Genomic DNA, 18,225 nt, shown 5'->3' on the forward strand with positions numbered 1-18,225 from the left:
ATGGCAATCACCTATCCGACGATCCGCGGCGAGCGGAAACGTCGTACCCGCTATCAGAACGGCTGGGCACTGGCCTTCCTGGCACCGTGGCTGGTGGGCTTCCTGGCCTTCACCGCCGGTCCGATGCTGATGTCGCTGTATCTCGCCTTCACCGACTACGACCTGCTGTCGGCACCGAAGTGGATCGGTGCGGGCAACTTCAGCCGGATGTTCGGCGCCGATCCGCTCTTCCTGCAGTCCCTGAAGGTGACCGCGATCTATGTCTTCGTCGGTACGCCGCTGAGTCTGACCTTCGCCCTCGCCGTCGCGGTGGTCCTCAACCGGGGACTGCGCGGCCTCGACTTCTATCGCTCGGCCATCTACCTCCCGTCGCTGTTCGGTGGCAGCGTGGCGATCGCGGTGCTGTGGCGGAAGGTCTTCAACGGCGACGGGCTGGTCAACCAGGTGCTGGCCCTTGTCGGGATCCACGGCCCGTCCTGGATCTCCGAACCGCACACCGCGCTGGGCACGTTGATCGCGCTCGAGGTGTGGCAGTTCGGTGCCCCGATGGTGATCTTCCTGGCCGGGCTCCGGCAGATACCGCGGGAGTTCTACGAGGCGGCGCAGGTCGACGGCGCGAGCCGGTGGCGCCAGTTCTGGAGCATCACGATGCCGTTGCTGAGTCCGATCCTGTTCTTCAATCTCACCCTGCAACTGATCCGGTCGTTCCAGGCGTTCGCGCCGGCGTTCATCATCAGCGACGGATCGGGCGGGCCGGCCGACTCCACGCTCTTCTACTCCCTTTACCTCTATCAGGAGGGGTTCGTGAACTTCGACATGGGCTACGCGGCGGCGATGGCCTGGATGCTGGTGCTGCTGGCCGGCGCGGTCGTCGCGGTCAACTTCATCTTCAGCCGGTACTGGGTGCACTATGGCGACTGAGCGACTTGCCGCGATCCGGGACGACGCCGACAGCCGTCCGGCCGTCCGCCGCTGGGCGCCGGGACGGCGCCTGCTCGCCCACTTCGCGCTCATCGTGGTCACACTCGTCATGCTCTATCCACTGGTGTGGATGGTGGCGAGCTCCTTCAAACCGACCGACGAGATCTTCTCCCAGCCCGGGCTGATTCCGCGTCACCTGCAGCCGTCGAACTACGCCGAGGGCTGGCGGGGAGTGTCCACCGCGTTCAGCATCTTCATCGAGAACTCCTTGCTGATCTCGCTGTTCGCGATCGTCGGCAACGTGATCTCGTGCAGCCTCGCCGCGTTCGCGTTCGCACGGCTCAACTTCCTCGGACGGCGGATCGCCTACGCGACGATGCTGGTGACGCTGATGCTACCGACCCACGTCACGCTGGTGCCGCAGTACATCTTGTTCAACAAGCTGGGCTGGGTGAACACGTTCTATCCCTTGTTCGTGCCGCACTTCTTCGCCGTCGACGCGTTCTTCGTGCTGTTGATGGTGCAGTTCATCCGGTCGCTGCCGCGCGAGCTGGACGAGGCCGCCCGGCTGGACGGCTGCAATCCGTGGAAGACGTACCGCTACATCGTGTTCCCGCTGTTGCGGCCGGCGCTGGTCACCACGATCATCTTCACGTTCATCTGGACGTACAACGACTTCTTCAAGCAGCTCATCTACCTCAACGACGTCGAGCTGTTCACCGTACCGTTGGGGCTGCGCCAGTTCCTCGACTCGACCGGCGACTCGTCCTGGGGCCCGATGCTTGCCATGAGCACCGTTGCCCTCCTCCCGCCGCTCGTGCTGTTCATCACGTTCCAGCGGAGGATCGTCGACGGAGTCGCCACCTCGGGCCTGAAGGGATGAGATCCGTTGCACTGGTGACGGGCGCCGGCGGCGGCATCGGCTCCGCGGTCGCGTCGACTCTCGCGACACGCGGTTGGGCGGTGGTCGGCGTCGACCTGGTTGACCGGCCGGATTGCCTCGACGCGGTGGAGTGGGTCGTGGGTGATGTCCGCGATGAGACGAGCATTGACCGCGCGGTCGAGTCGGCGGCTCGGCTGGGACGGTTGAGTGGCTTGGTGACGGCGACGTTGACCGAGCATCGTGGTGCGCTCGGGAGCCTCGACCGACGTTCCCTCGCTGAGGCGTACGACGTACAGGTCGCCGCGGCCTGGGCTTGGAGTACGGCGGTAGCCGATGCGGCGTCGGGCGACGGATCGATCGTCCACATCTCGAGCGTGCATGCGCAGCGGGCAGTGCCCGGCATGGCGGCGTACGCGATGGGCAAGGCCGCGCTGGACGCGTTGGTCAGGGCCGGCGCGGTGGAGTGGGGCCCGCAGGGTGTTCGCTGCAACGCCGTCCTTCCGGGCTTCGTTCCGGTGCCGCGGAACAAGGAACGGTGGTCCGATCCGACTGCTGCCGAAAGCCTGCTGGCCGAGCATCCACTCGGCCGTTTCGTCACCGCCGAGGACGTGGCGCAGGTCGTTGCCTTCCTCCTCGGACCGTATGCCCGGGGAGTGACAGGGGCGTCGCTACCGGTCGACGGAGGAATGCTCGCCACGTTGCCACGGTGGGCCTGATGCGAACACGTGAAGCTCTTGGAGGCCTTGTATGGAAACGAATGTCCTCATCATCCTCGTCGATGACATGGGGTACTCCGACATCGGCTGCTACGGTGGCGAGATCGGTACGCCGAACATCGACCGGCTCGCCGGGAACGGCGCCCGCCTGACGAACTTCTACAACACCGCCCGCTGCAGCCCGTCGCGCGCGTCGCTGCTGACCGGCCTGCACCCACACCAGACCGGCGTCGCCGAACTGGTGAACAACGACGGTCCCGGTGGCTATCCAGGCAGCCTCACCGAGGGATGCGCCACGCTGGCAGAGACCTTCCGGACCGCCGGCTATCACACGCACATGACGGGCAAATGGCACCTGTCCAACGAACGTGAGCAGCCGGATCGGAGCTGGCCGACGCGTCGTGGGTTCGAGCGCTTCTGGGGGACGATCAGCGGCGCCGGCAGCTACTTCCAGACCACCACGCTGCACGACGGCGAGACGCCCGTACCGCTGTCCGAGCTCGGCCCGGATTTCTACTACACCGACGAGATCGGCTCGCACGCGGCGGCGGCGATCCGCGACGCCGCCGACGACGAGCGCCCGTTCTTCGGGTACGTCGCCTTCACCGCGCCGCACTGGCCGCTGCACGCGAAGGAGTCCGATCTGGCCGAGACCCGCGGCCTGTTCGACGAGGGCTGGGACGTACTGCGGACCCGCCGTCGGCAGCGCCAGCTCGATGCCGGCATCTGCGCGGAGGACGCGACGCTCGACCGCCGCGATCCGGCCGTTCCGGCGTGGACGGACGAACCCGAGCAGAAGTGGCAGCTCGAGAGGATGGAGACGTACGCCGCTCAGGTGCGCGCCATGGACCGAGCCGTCGGCACGATTCTCACCGCGCTGGAAGAGACCGGACAGGCCGGCAACTCGATCGTGCTCTTTCTGTCCGACAACGGTGGCTGCGCGGAGGAGCTCCGCAGCGATCCCGAGGGCGCGGCTCGGTTCCGGCAGCACCACTTGATCATCCCGCCCAGTGCGCCCGACGGTACGCCGATGCGCGTGGGCAACTCGCCCGACATCAGTCCGGGGACCGCGGACACCTACACCAGCTACGGTCAGGCCTGGGCGAACCTCTCGAACACGCCGTTTCGCCTGTACAAGCGGTGGGTGCACGAAGGTGGCATCTCGACCCCGCTGATCGTGTCGTGGCCGGACGGTGGCCTGTCCGACGGCGTGATCGACGCGCCGCACCAGCTGACCGACATCGCGCCGACGTTGCTAGAGGCAACCGGTGTGTCGCCGCTCGCCGAGCGCGATGGGCACGAGCTGCCTGCGCTGCCAGGCGTCAGCATGCTCGAGCTGCTCCGTGGTGGCGAGGCCGAACCACACGATCTCTGCTGGGAACACATCGGCAACGCGGCGATCCGCTCCGATCGCTGGAAGCTGGTCCGCGAGTACGAAGGACCCTGGGAGCTGTACGACCTGCTGTCCGACCGGAGCGAGAGCAACAACCTGGGCGACGAGCAGCCGGAACGCGTCAAGGAGCTGGCGGATCGCTGGCAGACCTGGGCGAACACGGTCGGCGTCATCCCGTACGGCGACGTACTCGCGGCCCGCGCCACGATGCCCAACCAGCCTGCCTGAGGAGGTGCAGACATGAGGAGAACGACAGGAGCGATCGCCGTCGTACTGGTCGCGGCCGGACTCACCCAGGCTGCCGCCCGACCGCCAAGTCGGGTGGAGATCCGGGTCGATCGGGCGCCACTGGTCATGGCGGACGGGATGGCCGCGCCGACGATCGAGCCGGAGATCTTCGGTGCCAATGCTCGGTGGATCGACGACGAGCTCGGTGCCTGGGATCCGGCGACACAGGCGCCGGCGGCCGGGTTCGCGGATGCGGCCGCGGCGGCGGAGCTCAACCTGATCCGCTACCCAGGCGGGACGGTCGCGAACTTCTTCGACTTCAAGTCGGCGATCGGCCCGGTGGAGCAGCGCGGGTGTCAGACGTCCGGCGGCTTCGCGGCGGTTCGCTTCGGAGCGATTCCCGGTGCGCGGAACGGGTTCGGGCCGGACGAGGAGGAGGCACTGGTCTCGGCGATCGGCGCGAAGACGATGGTGATGGTGCCGTCGATCAACCAGACGGCCGCGGATGCGGCCGACTATGTCGAGTACATGAATTCGCCCAGCGACGGTACGGCGATCAATCCCAACGGTGGCACCGACTGGGCCGAAGTACGCGCCGCCAACGGCCATCCGGCGCCGTACGGGATCAAGACCTGGGAGTACGGCAACGAGCCGTTCCTCGACGGTCAGCGCTACTGGCGCGACGAGGATCAGCAGGTGCGGGTGAAGCAGTTCATCGAGGGTGGGTGGAGCCGGCAGACGGCTGCGTCGGTGACCTACCAGAACGACGACGGGCTGTTCAGCGGCTGCGATCTGGTCAACCGGCGGACCGGTACGGGTGCGGCCGATCAGGCCTACCGGACGCGCTATCGGCCGATCGCCTTACCTGCGGATGCGACGGCTGAGTCCGGTCCGATCCCGGAACCGGTGCTGACCGTGAACGGCGTGCGGTGGACGCGCGTGGATTCACTGGCGGCGGCAGGACCAAGCGAGCAGGTGTATCGCGTCGGGCAGGCTGACGGCACGGTCAGCTTCGGTGACGGGGTCCACGGTGCGGTGCCGCCGCAGGGCGCCAAGCTGAGCATCGAGTACACCACCGGCCGTCAGGACGGCTTCCTCGACTTCGTCCGCGCGATGAAGGCGGTCGATCCGAAGATCACGGTCTGCTCCGGCTGGGGCAAGGCGGAGTTCGTCGATGCCATGGGCAACCGTCCGTACGACTGCCTGGGCATCCACTCCTACACCGATCAGCAGGGCGGTGACGCCGACGGCGCGTACACGCCGACCGAGCTCTATCAGCGCTTGATGAGTGTGAGCGACGTCCCGACCCAGGAGCTGACCGACCTGCGCAAGCAACTCGGCCGGTACTTCCCGGACCCGCGCAAGCGGCCCGCGCTCGCGGTCACGGAGTACGGCACGATCAGCCAGAACGGTCCGACCGGAGTCAGTACGCCGGGCAACTTCACGGCGATGCAGATGCACAACGTGTACGAGACCGCGTTGCTGATCGGTCAGCTCACCAACGGCGCACGACTGTCGATCAACTCGAACCTCAACGGCGGACCGAACGCCGATCCGGCGAAGCGGGACTGGGGCAACATCCTGGGGTCGCCGCCGGGCTTCGGCGTCACCGGGCGCGCGCTGTCCCTCACGCTCGCCGCGCCGATGATCGGCGCCGCGCCGCGGAAGGTGACGATGACGGGCAATCCGGTGCCGCCCGGCCAGGACTACTCGGCCGTTGTGGCAGCCGCGACCCGGACGAACGACGGCGTTCAGTTGCTGGTCGTCAACCGGAGCCTCGACCAGCCGGTCCCGATCACGGTCGATCCGGGTGGCGGTCCGGCGGTGAAGTCGGCACGTCGTACGACCGTGACCGACGAGGACATCACGGCGTACAACAACGACGTGGCGCAGCCGGTGCAGCGGACGACGACGCCTTTGGAGGCAAAGGGACAGGAGGTCGATGCCGAGCTGCCGCCGCACTCGGCGAGCCTGATCGAGCTGAGCTATCGGTGAGTCAGCTCGCGGTGGCTGTGAGCGCCGGGACGAAGGTCTCGGGGGAGCGGTAGACGGCGTCCAGCATGATCGCGCCGGCGGCGATGCCCAGAGCGTGTGGTCCGAACGCACTTGCCAGGATCCGCGCGGTGGCATCGCCGCCTCGGCGGGCCGCCAGCCGGTCCTGCGCGGCGTCGCGCACGACCGAGACGTGGTCGACCGGGGCGCTGACTCCACCGCCGATGACGACGAGTTCAGGATCGAGGAGCTCGATCAGGGTGGCGGTCGCCGTCCCGACCACGCCGGCGCGATCCTGGAGCAGCCGTCGGGCCTGCGGATTGCCGGCCACCGCCAGGGCGAAGACGTCGTAGACCTCCTGATCGTCGGTGATCAGGCCGGCAGCGCGGGCTCGGCGCGCGGTTTCGAGGTCTCCGGCGACCATCGCGAAGCAACGCCGGCTGCCGCAGACACAGGTCTGGCCGGAGCGGCCGGCGACCGGCAGGTGATCCAGCCCACCCGCGGCCGAGTGCGCTCCCCGGTACGGCGACCCGTTGAACACGAAGCCGGCGCCGACGACGTTGCCGACGAACAGGTGGATGAAGTTGTCCACGCCGGCCGCCGCGCCGAACCAGTGTTCGGCGAGCGCCAGCGCCCGCACCTGCGAGTCGACGAGCACCGGCAGACCGACCAGGTCATGAAGCGCCTCCGCCAGCGGGGCCTCCTGCCAGCCCAGCACCGGCTGGGTGTGCACCTGCCCGCTCGAGCTGTCGACCCAGCCACCAGTGCTCGCGCCGACACCGAGAACAGTCAGATCGTGACTGTCGATCATCTTCCGCACCGATCGGGCCGCGCCCCGGAGCAAGGGTCTGAGGTTCGTCGTGCGTTCGGTCGCGTGGAGCTCGGCGACGAGTTGTCCGCGCAGATCGATCAGGCAGGTGTTGATCCGGTGCAGGCCGAAGTGCACGCCGATGACGCCGTACGTCGAGTCGTCGATGGCGACCGGGACCTTCGGCCTGCCCATGCCACGTGTCATCGGCTCCGCGGCTTCCCGGACCAGCCCGGCCCGTACAAGTGCACCGGTGAGCCTGGTCACCGACCCGGTGGACATCCCGATGGCGGACGCGAGATCCGTCCGGGCTGTCGGTCCGGATCGCATGAGCTCACGCATGATCGTCGAGTAGTTCTGCTGCCGGACATCGCTGAGCTGGGCAGAACGCATGAGCTCCTTCATGCCGTCGGTTCTAGCACTGCCGAGCGCTTGGGCCAACTGTTGACACGCTGGCGCGGCCTATTTATCTTCAAGACAGAGATAAGTCGATGAAGGGACTACTGCCAGTGAGTGCACCAGCGACCTTCAAGCTGCGGGGAACTGTGAACGGGACGATCCGGCCGGAGATCTACGGGCAGTTCCTGTCCCGCCGTCGCTGGGTGGCCGACGAGGCCCTGCACAACCCGGGCCATCCCGACGCGGACGAGTCGGGCCTGCGACGGTCCGTCGTCGACGCGATCACCGAGCTCGGGGCCCCAGTCGTCCGCTGGCCGGGTGGCTGCACCGGGACGTCGTACGAGTGGGAGCGCGGGGTCGGTCCGAGTGAGCAGCGCGCGCGGACGGTCGACTGGCACTTCGGCTACGACGTCGGCAACGGCTTCGGTACGGCGGAGTTCGTCGCGTACTGCCGGCGGATCGGGGCCGAGCCGCAGATCAACCTGACGACCGGGACCGGGTCCTTGCGCGAGGCGCTCGCGTGGGTCGAGTACTGCAACGGCACCGGCGACTCGGTATGGGCCAATCTGCGACGCTCACACGGGTACGACGAACCCTTCGATGTCCGCTACTGGCAGATCGGCAACGAGGAGTGGGGGTCCTGGGAGCTCGGCCAGGTGGGTCCGCAGGAGAACGCCGTACGGTGCCGCGAATGGGCCAAGGCGATCAAGCGACTGGACCCGGAGCTGAAGGTGCTTGCGATCGGCTGCTTCGAGCCTTCGCAGGCACTCGACTGGAATCTCGCCCTGCTGCGTGAGGCGTGGGACCACATCGACTACCTGACGCTGCACACGTACTGGCCGTTCGATCCCGAGGCTGAAGGCGGCGACTACGAGCGCGTCCTCAGCGGTCCATACCGCACGGAGAGCGCGATCGTCGCGATCCAGGGACTCGTGGACCTGGTGGCGCGGGAGAAGCCCGGTACGCCGAAGCCGGAGCTGGCGTTCACCGAGTGGAACTGCGCGGACGCGACCCGGTTCGAGATGAGTCCGAAGTGGCGCCCGACGGACACGCGCTACCGGACAGTCGATGCACTGGCGGTCGGATCGTTCCTCAACGTCATGCAGCGGCAGGCCGACAGTGTCACGCTGGCGAACTTCGCCCAGACCATCAACGTTGTAGGGGCTCTGGTCGTCACCGACGACGAGCTGGTGCGCGAGACCGTCTACTGGCCGCTGTGGATGCAGCGCCGGTACAGCGGTGGGATCTCGCTGGCCGGCGACACCATCTGTTCCGCTGTCGCCGGTGAGTCGCTCGAACGTACTGCGATCGAGCTTCCGGCTCTCGACGTGAGCGCCTCGACGGATCGGGGCGGTACGACCGTCTGGCTGTCGGTGGTCAACCGGGATCGCCACCAGTCCGTACGCCTGTCCGTCGAGCTAGGGCATCCGCTCGCGACGAGCGTCGTACGGGTCCATCAACTGCACACGGAGGATCCGCTGGACCGCAACAGCCTGGCCGAACCGGACCGCGTGGCTCCGCGGTCGGACGAGGTCAAGCTGGACGACGACCGTGCCCTGGTCCTGCCGCCCAGTTCCTACTCGATCATCGAGCTGACCACGACGGCGCCTGTGGTGGACTCTCAGCTCTTGGCTTGACCGCCGATCGCCGTAGGCCGGGATGGTTCGGAGTACGTCGTCGGGCGTACGCCGGGTGACGCCGCCGGGCCGATGCGGCGGGACGGTGGTGCGACGGACTCTTGGATGGTTGCGACGCGGTTCGGCGTCGCGTACCGGAAAGGAGGAGGATCATGAATCAGCATCACGTCAGCCGGCGCTTCCCGGCCACGGATCTGCCGACGTGGCTGATGCTTGTGCTGGTCGCGCTCGCGGTGCCGCGGACGGTCCTGGAGGACCTGGGCATCGTCGAACCGGAAGGCTCGTTGTTCTACTACTTCCTCGCGTTGGTGCCGTTCGCGGTCTGGCTGGTCGTGGCGGTCGTACGCAGGAGTCGTCGCCCGTTCCTGGATTTCCTGATGGTCGGCGTCCTCTACGCACTGTCGCTGGTGCTTGTCCACCAGGTGCTGTGGAACGTCGGGCCCTCGCTCGGCCACAACCCACCCGCCGGCGCGGTCGCCTTCGCCGACAACTTCAGCGCAGGCTGGCAGGACCTTGCGTTGCGTGGGTACACCACGGGCATCGCCCTCATGATCGGCGTCGGCTCGGGGCTGGTCGTCGGCATCGTTGCCCTGGGCGCCAATGCCTGGAAGTCGAAGCGCCGGTCACGCGTGAACGCCGCGTGACGCGAGCCAAGACTCCAGTTCTGTTCGAAGCTTCTGGCAGGTCGCAGCATGTTCCGGGCGACCTGCCAGATCGTTCAGTTCGAACGGATCGGTCGACAGGTCGAAGAGCTGGATCGTGCCGTCCGGCCCGGACAGCAGCTTCCACCGGTCGGAGCGAATCATCCGGCGTACGCCGGCTTGGGTGACCTCGTTGACTGTGTCGATCACCGGTCGCCCATCCGCTCCCCGCCGTACTCCAGGGGTCCGGTCGCCGAGATCTTCCTCGCGGTACGGCGTTCCGTGGCCCTGCTCGACGTACACGCTCGAGAACCCATCCACCTGATCCGGGTCGCGCAACAGCGGAACGAGGCTGCGGCCTTGGACGCCGGACGGGACGGGCGTGCCGATGAGCTCGCAGATCGTCGGCAGGACGTCGGCGATCGACACGTGAGCGGAGCTGGGGCGGGGATCCGGATTCACGCCCGGACCGTGGAAGAGCATCGGGATCCGGGCCAGGACTTCGGGAAGTCCGGGGCCTTTGCGCATCAGGCCGTACTCGCCGGCGAAGTCGCCGTGGTCGGCAAGGTGCACGAACAGCGTCGTCGCGAGCCGCCCGGTTCGCTCGAGATGGGCGACGAGTCTCGCCAGTTGGTCGTCGACGAGCCGGAGCATGCCGACATAGTTCGCGCGAGCCCGCGCCAGGACATCCGGCTCGGCCTCACCGCTCTGCTCGGCGAGCTTGCCCGCGTACCGCCAACTGAAGTCGCGGTCTGCAAGGACGTCAGCGGTCGTCGCTGCAGGGGGCACGGTCTCATAGGTGGAGAAGTACGGCTCGGGCACCTGATAGGGGACGTGCGGCTCGGGAATCGACAGCCAGAGGAACGACCGGTCGTCCGGACCGGCGGTGTCCAGCCAGGTGATCGCCTCGTCGACGATGCGCGCCGGCAACTGGTGCTCGAGCGGGAACGGGCTGGGGGTCGTCGTCGTACCAGGATGGGCGCGCAACCAGTCGTCGAACTCGCGATCGGTCCCTGTCGCGGTAGACGGTGGTACACGACCGAAGTGGCCGAACTCGACCCAATGATCGAGGCGGACGGGCGTCAGGTGCGAGTGGTTCTTGCCTACGAGCGCAGTACGGAATCCGGCGGTACTCAGTACGTCGATCAGGTCGTCGCCGCGGTCCGGATCGTCGTACCCACTGTTCCCGAGAATCCCGTGTGCACTGGGAAATCGGCCGGTCAGGAGACTGATGCGGGCGGGGACGCAGAGCGGTGTCGTGGTGTAGGCGCGGTCGAACCAGCGGCCGCTGGTGGCCAGACTGTCGAGGGTCGGGGTGCAGTCCCTCGGGAATCCTTCCCGTGCCGTGAGGTCCGCTCGCTGCTGGTCTGTCATCACCAGGACGATGTCTCTGGGCGTCGGGTCCCTCATCCTTCGGTGCTCTCGCGGACCTCGAGGTGGAAGCCGGCGATGAACTCGCGGGGTGCGGACGAGAAGCTGCCCTTCAGGCGGTCGGCGAGCAGGCCGACCGCGGTTTCGGCGATGTGCCGTTTGTCCGGCGCGACGGAGGTGAGGCTGGGCCGGCTGAACCGGCTCTCGGCGATGTCGTCGATGCCGACGACGGCGATGTCGTCCGGCACCCGTACGCCGTGATCGTGCAGAGCCCGGAGCGCACCGTGAGCCAGCAGGTCGTTCGAGCAGAACAGCGCGTCGGGCGGCCGGCTCAGGGCGAGCAGGCGACCGACTGCCTCCACGCCGCTCTCGTGGCGCCAGCGTCGCTGCGGCACCACGAGCCTGGCCGACGGCCGGTGACCGGCGGCGACGAGGGCATCGTGGTAACCCTCGTACCGCCCGCGGGAGACGGCATCACCGCTGGCGGTGGCACCGATGGCAGCGATCCGGGTCCGGCCGAGGTCGATCAGGTGCTCGGTCGCGGCGCGGGCCGCCGCATAGCTGTCGATGGCCACCCGGTCGGCGACCCTCGTCAGCCGCTCACCGAGCAAGACCATCGGCGTGGTGTCCGTCCGGGCGGCGAAGTCCTCAGCGCTCAACCGGCCTGGCACGAACAGCAGCCCGTCGATCAGATGCGACCGGATCCCTTGCAGCACAAGGCGTTCGCGATCCGGGTCGGCGTCGGTCTGATCGATCAGCACCGTCCAGCCGTAGCCCTCGGCGGCCTTCACGACCAGCTCGGCCAGCTCGGCGAAGTACGGGTTCCCGATCTGCGGTACGGCGAGCGCGATCACACCTGACTTGCCGTGGCGCAGGTTCCGGGCCGAGACGTTGGGACGGTAGCCGAGCTCCTCGATCACCCGCTCGACCCGATCCCTGGTCTCGGCTCCGACCCGGCCGGTGCCGTTGACGACGTTCGAGACCGTCTTGATCGAGACGCCGGCGCGCGCCGCGACATCGCTCAGCGTCGCTGCCATCGGCACCTCCCATCACGCTGGATCGTCGCACCGAACGATACAACGTTAGATCGCCTCGACCCGCATCCCGCAGCGGGGATTCCGATCGGCTCTGTACAGCTGACGGCATTTCTTGGTACAACGTTGTACCGCGGTCGACCGCTCACCGCTCCTCGAGGAGGACTCATGATCAGCAGACGAAGGTTCCTCGGCGCATCCGCCGGCGGCGTGCTCGGCGCGCTCGCCGCGAGTGCGTGCAGCACGGCCCCGAGCGGCGGCGGTCAGGCCGCCGGCGCGAAGTCGCTGCGCGTCTGGGACCACTTCCAGCCCCGGGAGGATCTGCACAAGAAGCTGTTCGCGGACTTCCAGAAATCGTCCGGAACCGCCGTGGAATACACCGTCTACAACCCGAACCAGCAGGGCCAGGCGCTGCAGCTGGCCTTCGGGAGCAAGCAACTTCCGGACATCTTCACCACCGCCGGCGTGAAGTTGCCGCAGGCCCGGTTGCGCAAGGACGGCTGGATCGCTCCCATCCAGCTCAGCAAGGAAGACCTCGCCGCGATGCCGCAGGATGCGTTCCTGAACGGCTTCACGCACTTCGACGACAAGCTCTACTCGCTGCCGATGGTGAGTTTCCGGCAGTACGGGACGCTGACCTGGTACAACGTGGAACTTGCTGAGAAGGCCGGGCTGGACCCGGACCGCGACCTCGCCACCTGGGACGGGTTCCGGGCGGCGGCCGCCAAGATGGAGTCGGCCGGCGGCGACGGCGTCTCCGGCTGGATCGCCCCGCTGCAGTTCGCGGAGCGGATGGGTGAGCACGTGACCGACCTGGCCATGGCGGCCGGTGGCTCCGGCGCGACCGACCCGCGGACCGGCGAATACTCCTACGGGACCGACCCCTACGTGCACGCCATCGAGTTCCTCGTCTCGCTGAAGAAGGACGGCCTGCTCTTCCCGGCCTCGTCGTCGCTGGACGCGCGGACGGCGCGGGCGCGCTGGTCGACCGGAGTGGCCGGCCTGTTCTTCGACGGCCCATGGAACATCGGAGTGGTCAAGGATCAGTTCAAGCCGTTCGTGGACAAGGTCGGCGTCACCTCGATGCCGTCGTCCGAAGCCGGCCGGCCGATCTTCGTCTACACCCCGCCGAAGGCCGGCGACTACTGCTTCGCGGCCACGTCGAAGCAGCCCGAGGCGGCCGCGGAGTTGCTGAAGTTGTTCACCACCAAGGAAGTCATGCTCGCCGAGACCGAGCAGATGGACGGGATGCCGGTCGATCTGTCCCTGGTGGACAAGGCGAACGTCCACCCGACGTACAAGACGGCGGCCGCGATCTTCGGTCGCCAGATCAGGCTGCGGCCCGCGCCCGAGGTCCGCAATCCGGGGATCAGCGAAGTGGTCGCGGAGATGAAGCAGATCCAGCCGGACCTGGGCTCGATCGTCCAGGGCGTGCTGAGCGGTCAGTTGCCGGACGCCCGCAAGGCGCTCACGGACCTCGACCGCAAGCTGACCGCGGAGCGCGAGCGAGCGATCAAGGCGGTCGCGGCCAAGGGCGTCAAGGTCGCGGCCGGCGACTGGGCGTTCGACAACTGGACGCCAGGTCAGGACTACGGCCGGGACAAGTACAAGACGTCGTGAGGATGGGAAGAACCTGTGGCTGTCACCGTTGTCCCCGACGCGCCGCCGGAACGCCGCAGCGGCTCGGCGCGCCGTACCTCGATGAACGGCAGAGGCCCGCGGCTCGGCCGTAACCGGCTGTGGGTGTGGCTGTTCCTGACCCCGACCATCGTCCTGTACGGCGTCTACACCATCTACCCGGTCGTCGCGAGCTACTGGTACTCGTTCGTCGAGTGGAACGGCTTCGACGCCGCGAAGACCTGGGTGGGCCTGGCGAACTACCGCGCGGTGGTCGCCGATCCGCTGTTCTGGAACTCGTTCAGGATCACCGTGCTGTTCATGGTCGCGGTGGTGCCGGTGAAGGTCCTGCTGACGTTGCTGCTCGCGCTGGTGCTCAACTCGCCGAAGCTGCCGCTGCGGACGTTGTTCCGGACCGCGTTCTTCCTGCCGGTGGTGACCACGACCGCGATCGTCGGAGTGGTGATGCAGTTCGTCTTCGACCCGGCCTCCGGTCCGGTGAACGTCGTACTGCGCAAGCTCGGTGTCGTTGCTGATGGCGTCAACTTCCTGGGCGACCCGAAGGCGGCGTTGTGGACGGTGGTCGGGGTCTACATCTGGAAGTGGTTCGGCGTCACGTTGATCTACTGGCTCGCGGCGTTGCAGACGGTGCCCGACGAGGTGTATGAGGCCGCCGCCATCGACGGGGCCGGACCGTGGGGCCTGCTCCGGCACGTGACGCTGCCGCTGCTCAAGCCGTTCGCGGTGATCATCACGTTGCTGACGCTGGAGAGCACGCTGAAGATCTTCGACCTGATGCTCACGATGACCAACGGCGGTCCGTTCTACGCCACCGAGGTAGTGGAGATCTACATCTACCGGTGGGCCTTTGCGGCCACGGTTCCGCAGTTGGGCTTCGCCTCGGCCGCCGCTGTGGTGTTCGGGTTGTTCGTCGGACTGATCGGCGTACTGCAACTGCTCGGGATCCGGGCCGCGCGCAAGGCGAGGAGTGAGCGATGACGGACGTCCTGATCGACCGCCCGCGCGGAAACCGGTGGAGTCCCGGCCGGATCCTGCGCAGGCTGCCCTGGTGGGGAGCGGCCGTCGTGATCGGGATCGGCGGGCTGCTCTGGATCTACCCGTTCCTGTGGATGCTCGGCGCGTCGCTGAAGGATCCGCTCGAGGTGTTCACGTCCGGTCTGTCCCTGCTGCCGAAGCATGCGGAGTGGGGCAACTACAGCCGGGCCTGGGGTGACGCCGGATTCGGCAAGTACCTGGTCAACACCGTCATCGTGACGGTGACGACCGTGGTGCTGGTCGTCCTGCGGTGTGCGATGGCGGGCTACGTCCTGGCCAGGCACCAGTTCTTCGGCCGGAAGATCGTGATGGGCATCCTGATCGCCACGCTGTTCGTGCCGACGGGGTACACGATCATCCCGGTGGTCGAGGTCTCCCAGCGACTCGGGCTGCTCAACTCCCTGACCGGGATGGTGCTGGCCCTGTCCGGCGGCGCCCACGTGGCGTCGGTGCTGCTGTACCTCGGCTACTTCCGGCAGTTGCCGCGCGAGCTCGAGGAGTCGGCCGTCATCGACGGTGCCGGGTTCCTCAGCATCTTCGGGCGGATCATGCTGCCGTTGGCCAATCCGGTCACCGCCACCGTCACGCTGCTGACGTTCCTGGGCACCTGGAACGCGTTCTTCCTGCCGCTGGTGTTCACGTTCTCGCGGCCGGACCTGCGCACACTGAGTGTCGGCATGCTGGCGTTCGTCGGGGAGAATTCGACCGACTGGTCCGGTATGGCCGCGGCCGCCTCGATCTCGCTGCTGCCGGTGGTCGTGCTGTTCGTCGTACTCCAACGCTACTTCGTCGAGGGAATCGCAGGAGCCATCAAGTCATGACCCTTCCCAGCACCCGAACCGACCGGCCGAACATCCTGCTGATCTGCACCGACCAGCAGCGCTACGACACGATCGGGGCCTACGGCAACGAGCACGTAAGGACACCGAACCTCGACCGGCTGGCCGCCGACGGCGTCCTGTTCGAGAACTGCTACGTCCAGAACCCCGTCTGCTCGCCGTCGCGCGCATCGCTGATGACCTCGAGATATCCGCATGCGCACGGATTGTGGGCGAACGGCGTCCAACTGCCCGATCACGAGCAGTTCTTCACCAAGACGCTCGCGGACGACGGCTATGACTGTGGCCTCGTCGGCAAGCTGCACCTGTCGGCGTGCAAGGGCGGTCGGCTGGAGCCGAGGCACGACGACGGGTTCCGCGTCTTCCGGTGGGCGCACGACCCGTACCCGGGCTCGTCGGAGAACCAGTACCACCGCTGGTTGAAGACGGCCTTCCCGCATCTGTACGCCGAGGCGCAGGCACCTGACCGCCACGGGTTCGACAACCTGCCGACCGAGGCGCACTACAGCCGGTGGATCGGGAACGAGACGATCGATTTCCTCCAGTCGTCGCGGGACCGGTCGAAGCCGTTCTGCTTCGTCGCCAACTTCTTCGACCCGCACCACGGCTTTGGTGCGCCGAAGGAGTACCTCGAGCGATACCAGCCGGACGAGCTGCCGCGACCGGTGACGCGGGAGGGGGAATTGGACCGGAAGCCGCCGATCCTGACCGATGCGTCGAAGGAGTCGTACGGCGGTCACGCGCGCGGCTACCTCTCCTACAGCGAGGACGAGTTGCAGCAGGTCAAAGCGGCGTACTGGGCGATGGTCAGCCTGGTGGACGACGAGGTCGGCCGGATCCTGGCGGCGCTCGAGGCGGAAGGGCTGGCGGACAACACGATCGTGGTGTTCACCAGCGACCACGGCGAGATGCTCGGCGACCACCAGCTGATGCTCAAGGGCCCGATGATGTACGACTGCGCCGTACGGGTTCCGCTGATCGTGCGCTGGCCCGGCCACCTGCCGGCGGGGGAGCGCCGCTCCGACCTCGTGCAGTGGATCGACCTGGCGCCGACGTTCCTCGAAGCAGCCGGTGCTCCGGCGCTAGCCCGCGGTCAAGGCACGAGCCTGCTGCCGCTGGCGCGTGGCGAGCAGGATGCGGTCACCCGAGGCTGGGCGCTCTGCGAGTACCGCAACAGCGGCCATCCGTACGACCCCGCCGTACACACCACCATGCTGCGCACCGGCCAATGGAAGATCGTGGTCTATCACGGCCTGCCCGCCACGGACCGCGAGCGAACCGGCGAGCTCTACGACCTGGCGGCCGACCCGCAAGAACTGGACAACCTCTGGGACAACCCCGACCACGCACCCACGCGACTCCGCTTGCAGGAAATGCTCATCGACGTATTGGTCGGCACCGAAGACCGCACCCAACCCCGCATAGACCACTTCTGACCTGGTTGGCCCGCTGTGATGGGGTGAGGGTATGAAGATCGAGGAGATCGACCTGGTGGCGTTGCCGGCCGCCGATGACTGGCCGGCGCTGGTGGCAGTGGTCAGGACCGACGACGGTCTGACCGGCCTCGGCGAGGTGGGGATGCGCGGCCGCGAGCGGGCTGCGGCGGGTTTGGTGGAGGACCTGCGCCCGTTGCTTGTCGGCGTCGACGCGACCAGGATCGAGCACATCTGGCAGCTGGGCTTTCGATCGGTGTTCTTTCCCTCCGACCGCCATCATGCGTCGGTGCTGGCCGGGATCGACATCGCGCTGTGGGACATCCGTGGGCAGTCGCTCGGCGTACCGGTGCATGAGCTGCTCGGCGGGCGGTCGCGGGACTACGTTCCGGCATACGCGCACGTGCGTGGTGGGTCGATGGACGACGTACTCAATCATGCCTCCGACCTGGCTGGTCAGGGGTGGAAGCACTTGCGGCTGACAGCGTGGGACCCGCAGGAGCCGGAGTACGACGCTCGTCGTGCGGTCCGCTGGTCGGTCGACCTGATGCGTGAGCTGCGGGCCGGCCTCGGGGACGACGTCGAGTTGCTGATCGACGTACACACCCGGCTCGACCTGGCGGAGGCGGTGCAGCTGTGCCGCGAGCTCGAGCCGTTGCGGCCGTTCTTCGTCGAGGACCCGTTGCGCAGCGAGCACCTGTCGGCGTACAAGTCGCTGCGGAGCCGGGTCGGCGTACCGATCGCGGCGGGGGAGCAGCTCTGCACGAAGTGGGAGTTCCGGCAGCTGGTCGAGGACGAGCTGATCGACCACGCCCGGATCGACCTCGGCCACACCGGGCTCACCGAAGGGCGCAAGATCGCGGCGCTGTGCGAGACGCACCACGTGCAACTGGCGCTGCACAACTCGATCGGCGCGCTGTGTACGGCAGCGTCGACCCAGTTCAACACCGCGCTGCCGAACGTGAGCGTGCAGGAGCAGGCCCACCGCGCCACCGCACCGCTCGGCGCCTTCACCTCCACAATCGTGGCCGAGCCAGGCCGCCTGACCGCGTCCGACGCCCCCGGCCTCGGAATCACCGCCGACCTCTCCCAGGCAGTCCCGCCCGAGACAGCCACCATCCCCCGCCTCCACCGCCCCGACGGCTCCGTCACGAACTGGTGAGACTCGCAGCGTGCAGCTCGACAGGAAGTGTTGGGCCGACTGTCGTGCAGCTGAGCGCGAGTGCGTTCCCGCGTACGGTGTATCGCAGGTGCACT

15 protein-coding genes are annotated in these 18,225 nt (G+C 67.6%); 12 read left to right on the plus strand and 3 right to left on the minus strand.

The annotated features are described in order from the left end of the window. The 5 genes from E0H73_RS30560 to E0H73_RS30580 are packed head-to-tail and all read left to right on the plus strand — an operon-like array spanning nucleotide 1 to nucleotide 6,136. Nucleotides 1-921: a carbohydrate ABC transporter permease gene (locus E0H73_RS30560; RefSeq protein WP_131362052.1), complete on the plus strand. Its 921-nt coding sequence runs from the start codon at nucleotides 1-3 to the stop codon at nucleotides 919-921. After that, entirely contained in the window at nucleotides 911-1,804 is an 894-nt protein-coding gene (locus E0H73_RS30565; protein WP_131362053.1) for a carbohydrate ABC transporter permease, read from the plus strand. The genes E0H73_RS30560 and E0H73_RS30565 overlap by 11 nt, the downstream gene beginning before the upstream one ends. Then, on the plus strand, nucleotides 1,801-2,520 hold the full coding sequence (locus E0H73_RS30570) for an SDR family NAD(P)-dependent oxidoreductase (RefSeq protein ID WP_131362054.1): 720 nt from the start codon (nucleotides 1,801-1,803) through the stop codon (nucleotides 2,518-2,520). Before E0H73_RS30565 ends, E0H73_RS30570 begins: the two co-directional genes overlap by 4 nt. 31 nt (nucleotides 2,521-2,551) lie before the next feature. Continuing rightward, complete coding sequence (locus E0H73_RS30575) at nucleotides 2,552-4,141, plus strand: arylsulfatase (protein WP_131362055.1); 1,590 nt, start codon at nucleotides 2,552-2,554, stop codon at nucleotides 4,139-4,141. A gap of 12 nt (nucleotides 4,142-4,153) precedes the next feature. Beyond that, nucleotides 4,154-6,136, plus strand: coding sequence for a hypothetical protein (locus E0H73_RS30580; RefSeq protein ID WP_131362056.1), 1,983 nt, complete (start codon nucleotides 4,154-4,156; stop codon nucleotides 6,134-6,136). Nucleotide 6,137: 1 nt separating this feature from the next. On the opposite strand, the gene E0H73_RS30585 is transcribed toward E0H73_RS30580, so the two are convergent. Beyond that, entirely contained in the window at nucleotides 6,138-7,346 is a 1,209-nt protein-coding gene (locus tag E0H73_RS30585) for an ROK family transcriptional regulator (protein ID WP_131362057.1), read from the minus strand. 104 nt (nucleotides 7,347-7,450) lie between these two features. On the opposite strand from E0H73_RS30585, the gene E0H73_RS30590 reads away from it, so the two are divergent. Both E0H73_RS30590 and E0H73_RS30595 read left to right on the plus strand, forming a co-directional pair. Next, a complete protein-coding gene (locus E0H73_RS30590) occupies nucleotides 7,451-8,977 on the plus strand; it encodes an alpha-L-arabinofuranosidase C-terminal domain-containing protein (protein WP_165555886.1) in 1,527 nt (508 codons plus the stop codon). A 152-nt stretch (nucleotides 8,978-9,129) separates the two neighbouring features. Beyond that, nucleotides 9,130-9,621 carry a hypothetical protein gene (locus E0H73_RS30595; RefSeq protein ID WP_131362059.1) on the plus strand — a complete coding sequence of 164 codons (492 nt, stop codon included), beginning with the start codon at nucleotides 9,130-9,132 and terminating at the stop codon, nucleotides 9,619-9,621. Here the strand turns inward: E0H73_RS30595 and E0H73_RS30600 are convergent. Together E0H73_RS30600 and E0H73_RS30605 are read right to left on the minus strand one after the other, a co-directional pair. Further along, nucleotides 9,601-11,028, minus strand: a complete 1,428-nt coding sequence (locus tag E0H73_RS30600; protein ID WP_131362060.1) for a sulfatase-like hydrolase/transferase — start codon at nucleotides 11,026-11,028, stop codon at nucleotides 9,601-9,603. The two genes, E0H73_RS30595 and E0H73_RS30600, sit on opposite strands and share 21 nt — an antisense overlap. Next, nucleotides 11,025-12,026: a LacI family DNA-binding transcriptional regulator gene (locus tag E0H73_RS30605; RefSeq protein WP_131362061.1), complete on the minus strand. Its 1,002-nt coding sequence runs from the start codon at nucleotides 12,024-12,026 to the stop codon at nucleotides 11,025-11,027. The genes E0H73_RS30600 and E0H73_RS30605 overlap by 4 nt, the downstream gene beginning before the upstream one ends. A 165-nt stretch (nucleotides 12,027-12,191) precedes the next feature. On the opposite strand from E0H73_RS30605, the gene E0H73_RS30610 reads away from it, so the two are divergent. Genes E0H73_RS30610 through E0H73_RS30630 form a run of 5 tightly spaced genes read left to right on the plus strand, consistent with a single transcriptional unit; the run spans nucleotide 12,192 to nucleotide 18,130 of the window. Beyond that, nucleotides 12,192-13,643 carry an ABC transporter substrate-binding protein gene (locus E0H73_RS30610; protein ID WP_131362062.1) on the plus strand — a complete coding sequence of 484 codons (1,452 nt, stop codon included), beginning with the start codon at nucleotides 12,192-12,194 and terminating at the stop codon, nucleotides 13,641-13,643. A 15-nt stretch (nucleotides 13,644-13,658) separates the two neighbouring features. Continuing rightward, nucleotides 13,659-14,639 carry a carbohydrate ABC transporter permease gene (locus E0H73_RS30615; protein ID WP_238164381.1) on the plus strand — a complete coding sequence of 327 codons (981 nt, stop codon included), beginning with the start codon at nucleotides 13,659-13,661 and terminating at the stop codon, nucleotides 14,637-14,639. Next, on the plus strand, nucleotides 14,636-15,517 hold the full coding sequence (locus tag E0H73_RS30620; protein WP_131362063.1) for a carbohydrate ABC transporter permease: 882 nt from the start codon (nucleotides 14,636-14,638) through the stop codon (nucleotides 15,515-15,517). The genes E0H73_RS30615 and E0H73_RS30620 overlap by 4 nt, the downstream gene beginning before the upstream one ends. Beyond that, the gene (locus tag E0H73_RS30625) at nucleotides 15,514-16,971 is read left to right on the plus strand and encodes a sulfatase family protein (protein ID WP_131362064.1); all 1,458 of its coding nucleotides are present in this window, start codon (nucleotides 15,514-15,516) and stop codon (nucleotides 16,969-16,971) included. Before E0H73_RS30620 ends, E0H73_RS30625 begins: the two co-directional genes overlap by 4 nt. Before the next feature lie 31 nt (nucleotides 16,972-17,002). Then, entirely contained in the window at nucleotides 17,003-18,130 is a 1,128-nt protein-coding gene (locus E0H73_RS30630) for a mandelate racemase/muconate lactonizing enzyme family protein (RefSeq protein ID WP_131362065.1), read from the plus strand. Nucleotides 18,131-18,225 lie beyond the last annotated feature (95 nt).

Source organism: Kribbella pittospori (assembly GCF_004331465.1).
In the GTDB taxonomy this organism is placed as follows: Bacteria; Actinomycetota; Actinomycetes; order Propionibacteriales; family Kribbellaceae; genus Kribbella; species Kribbella pittospori.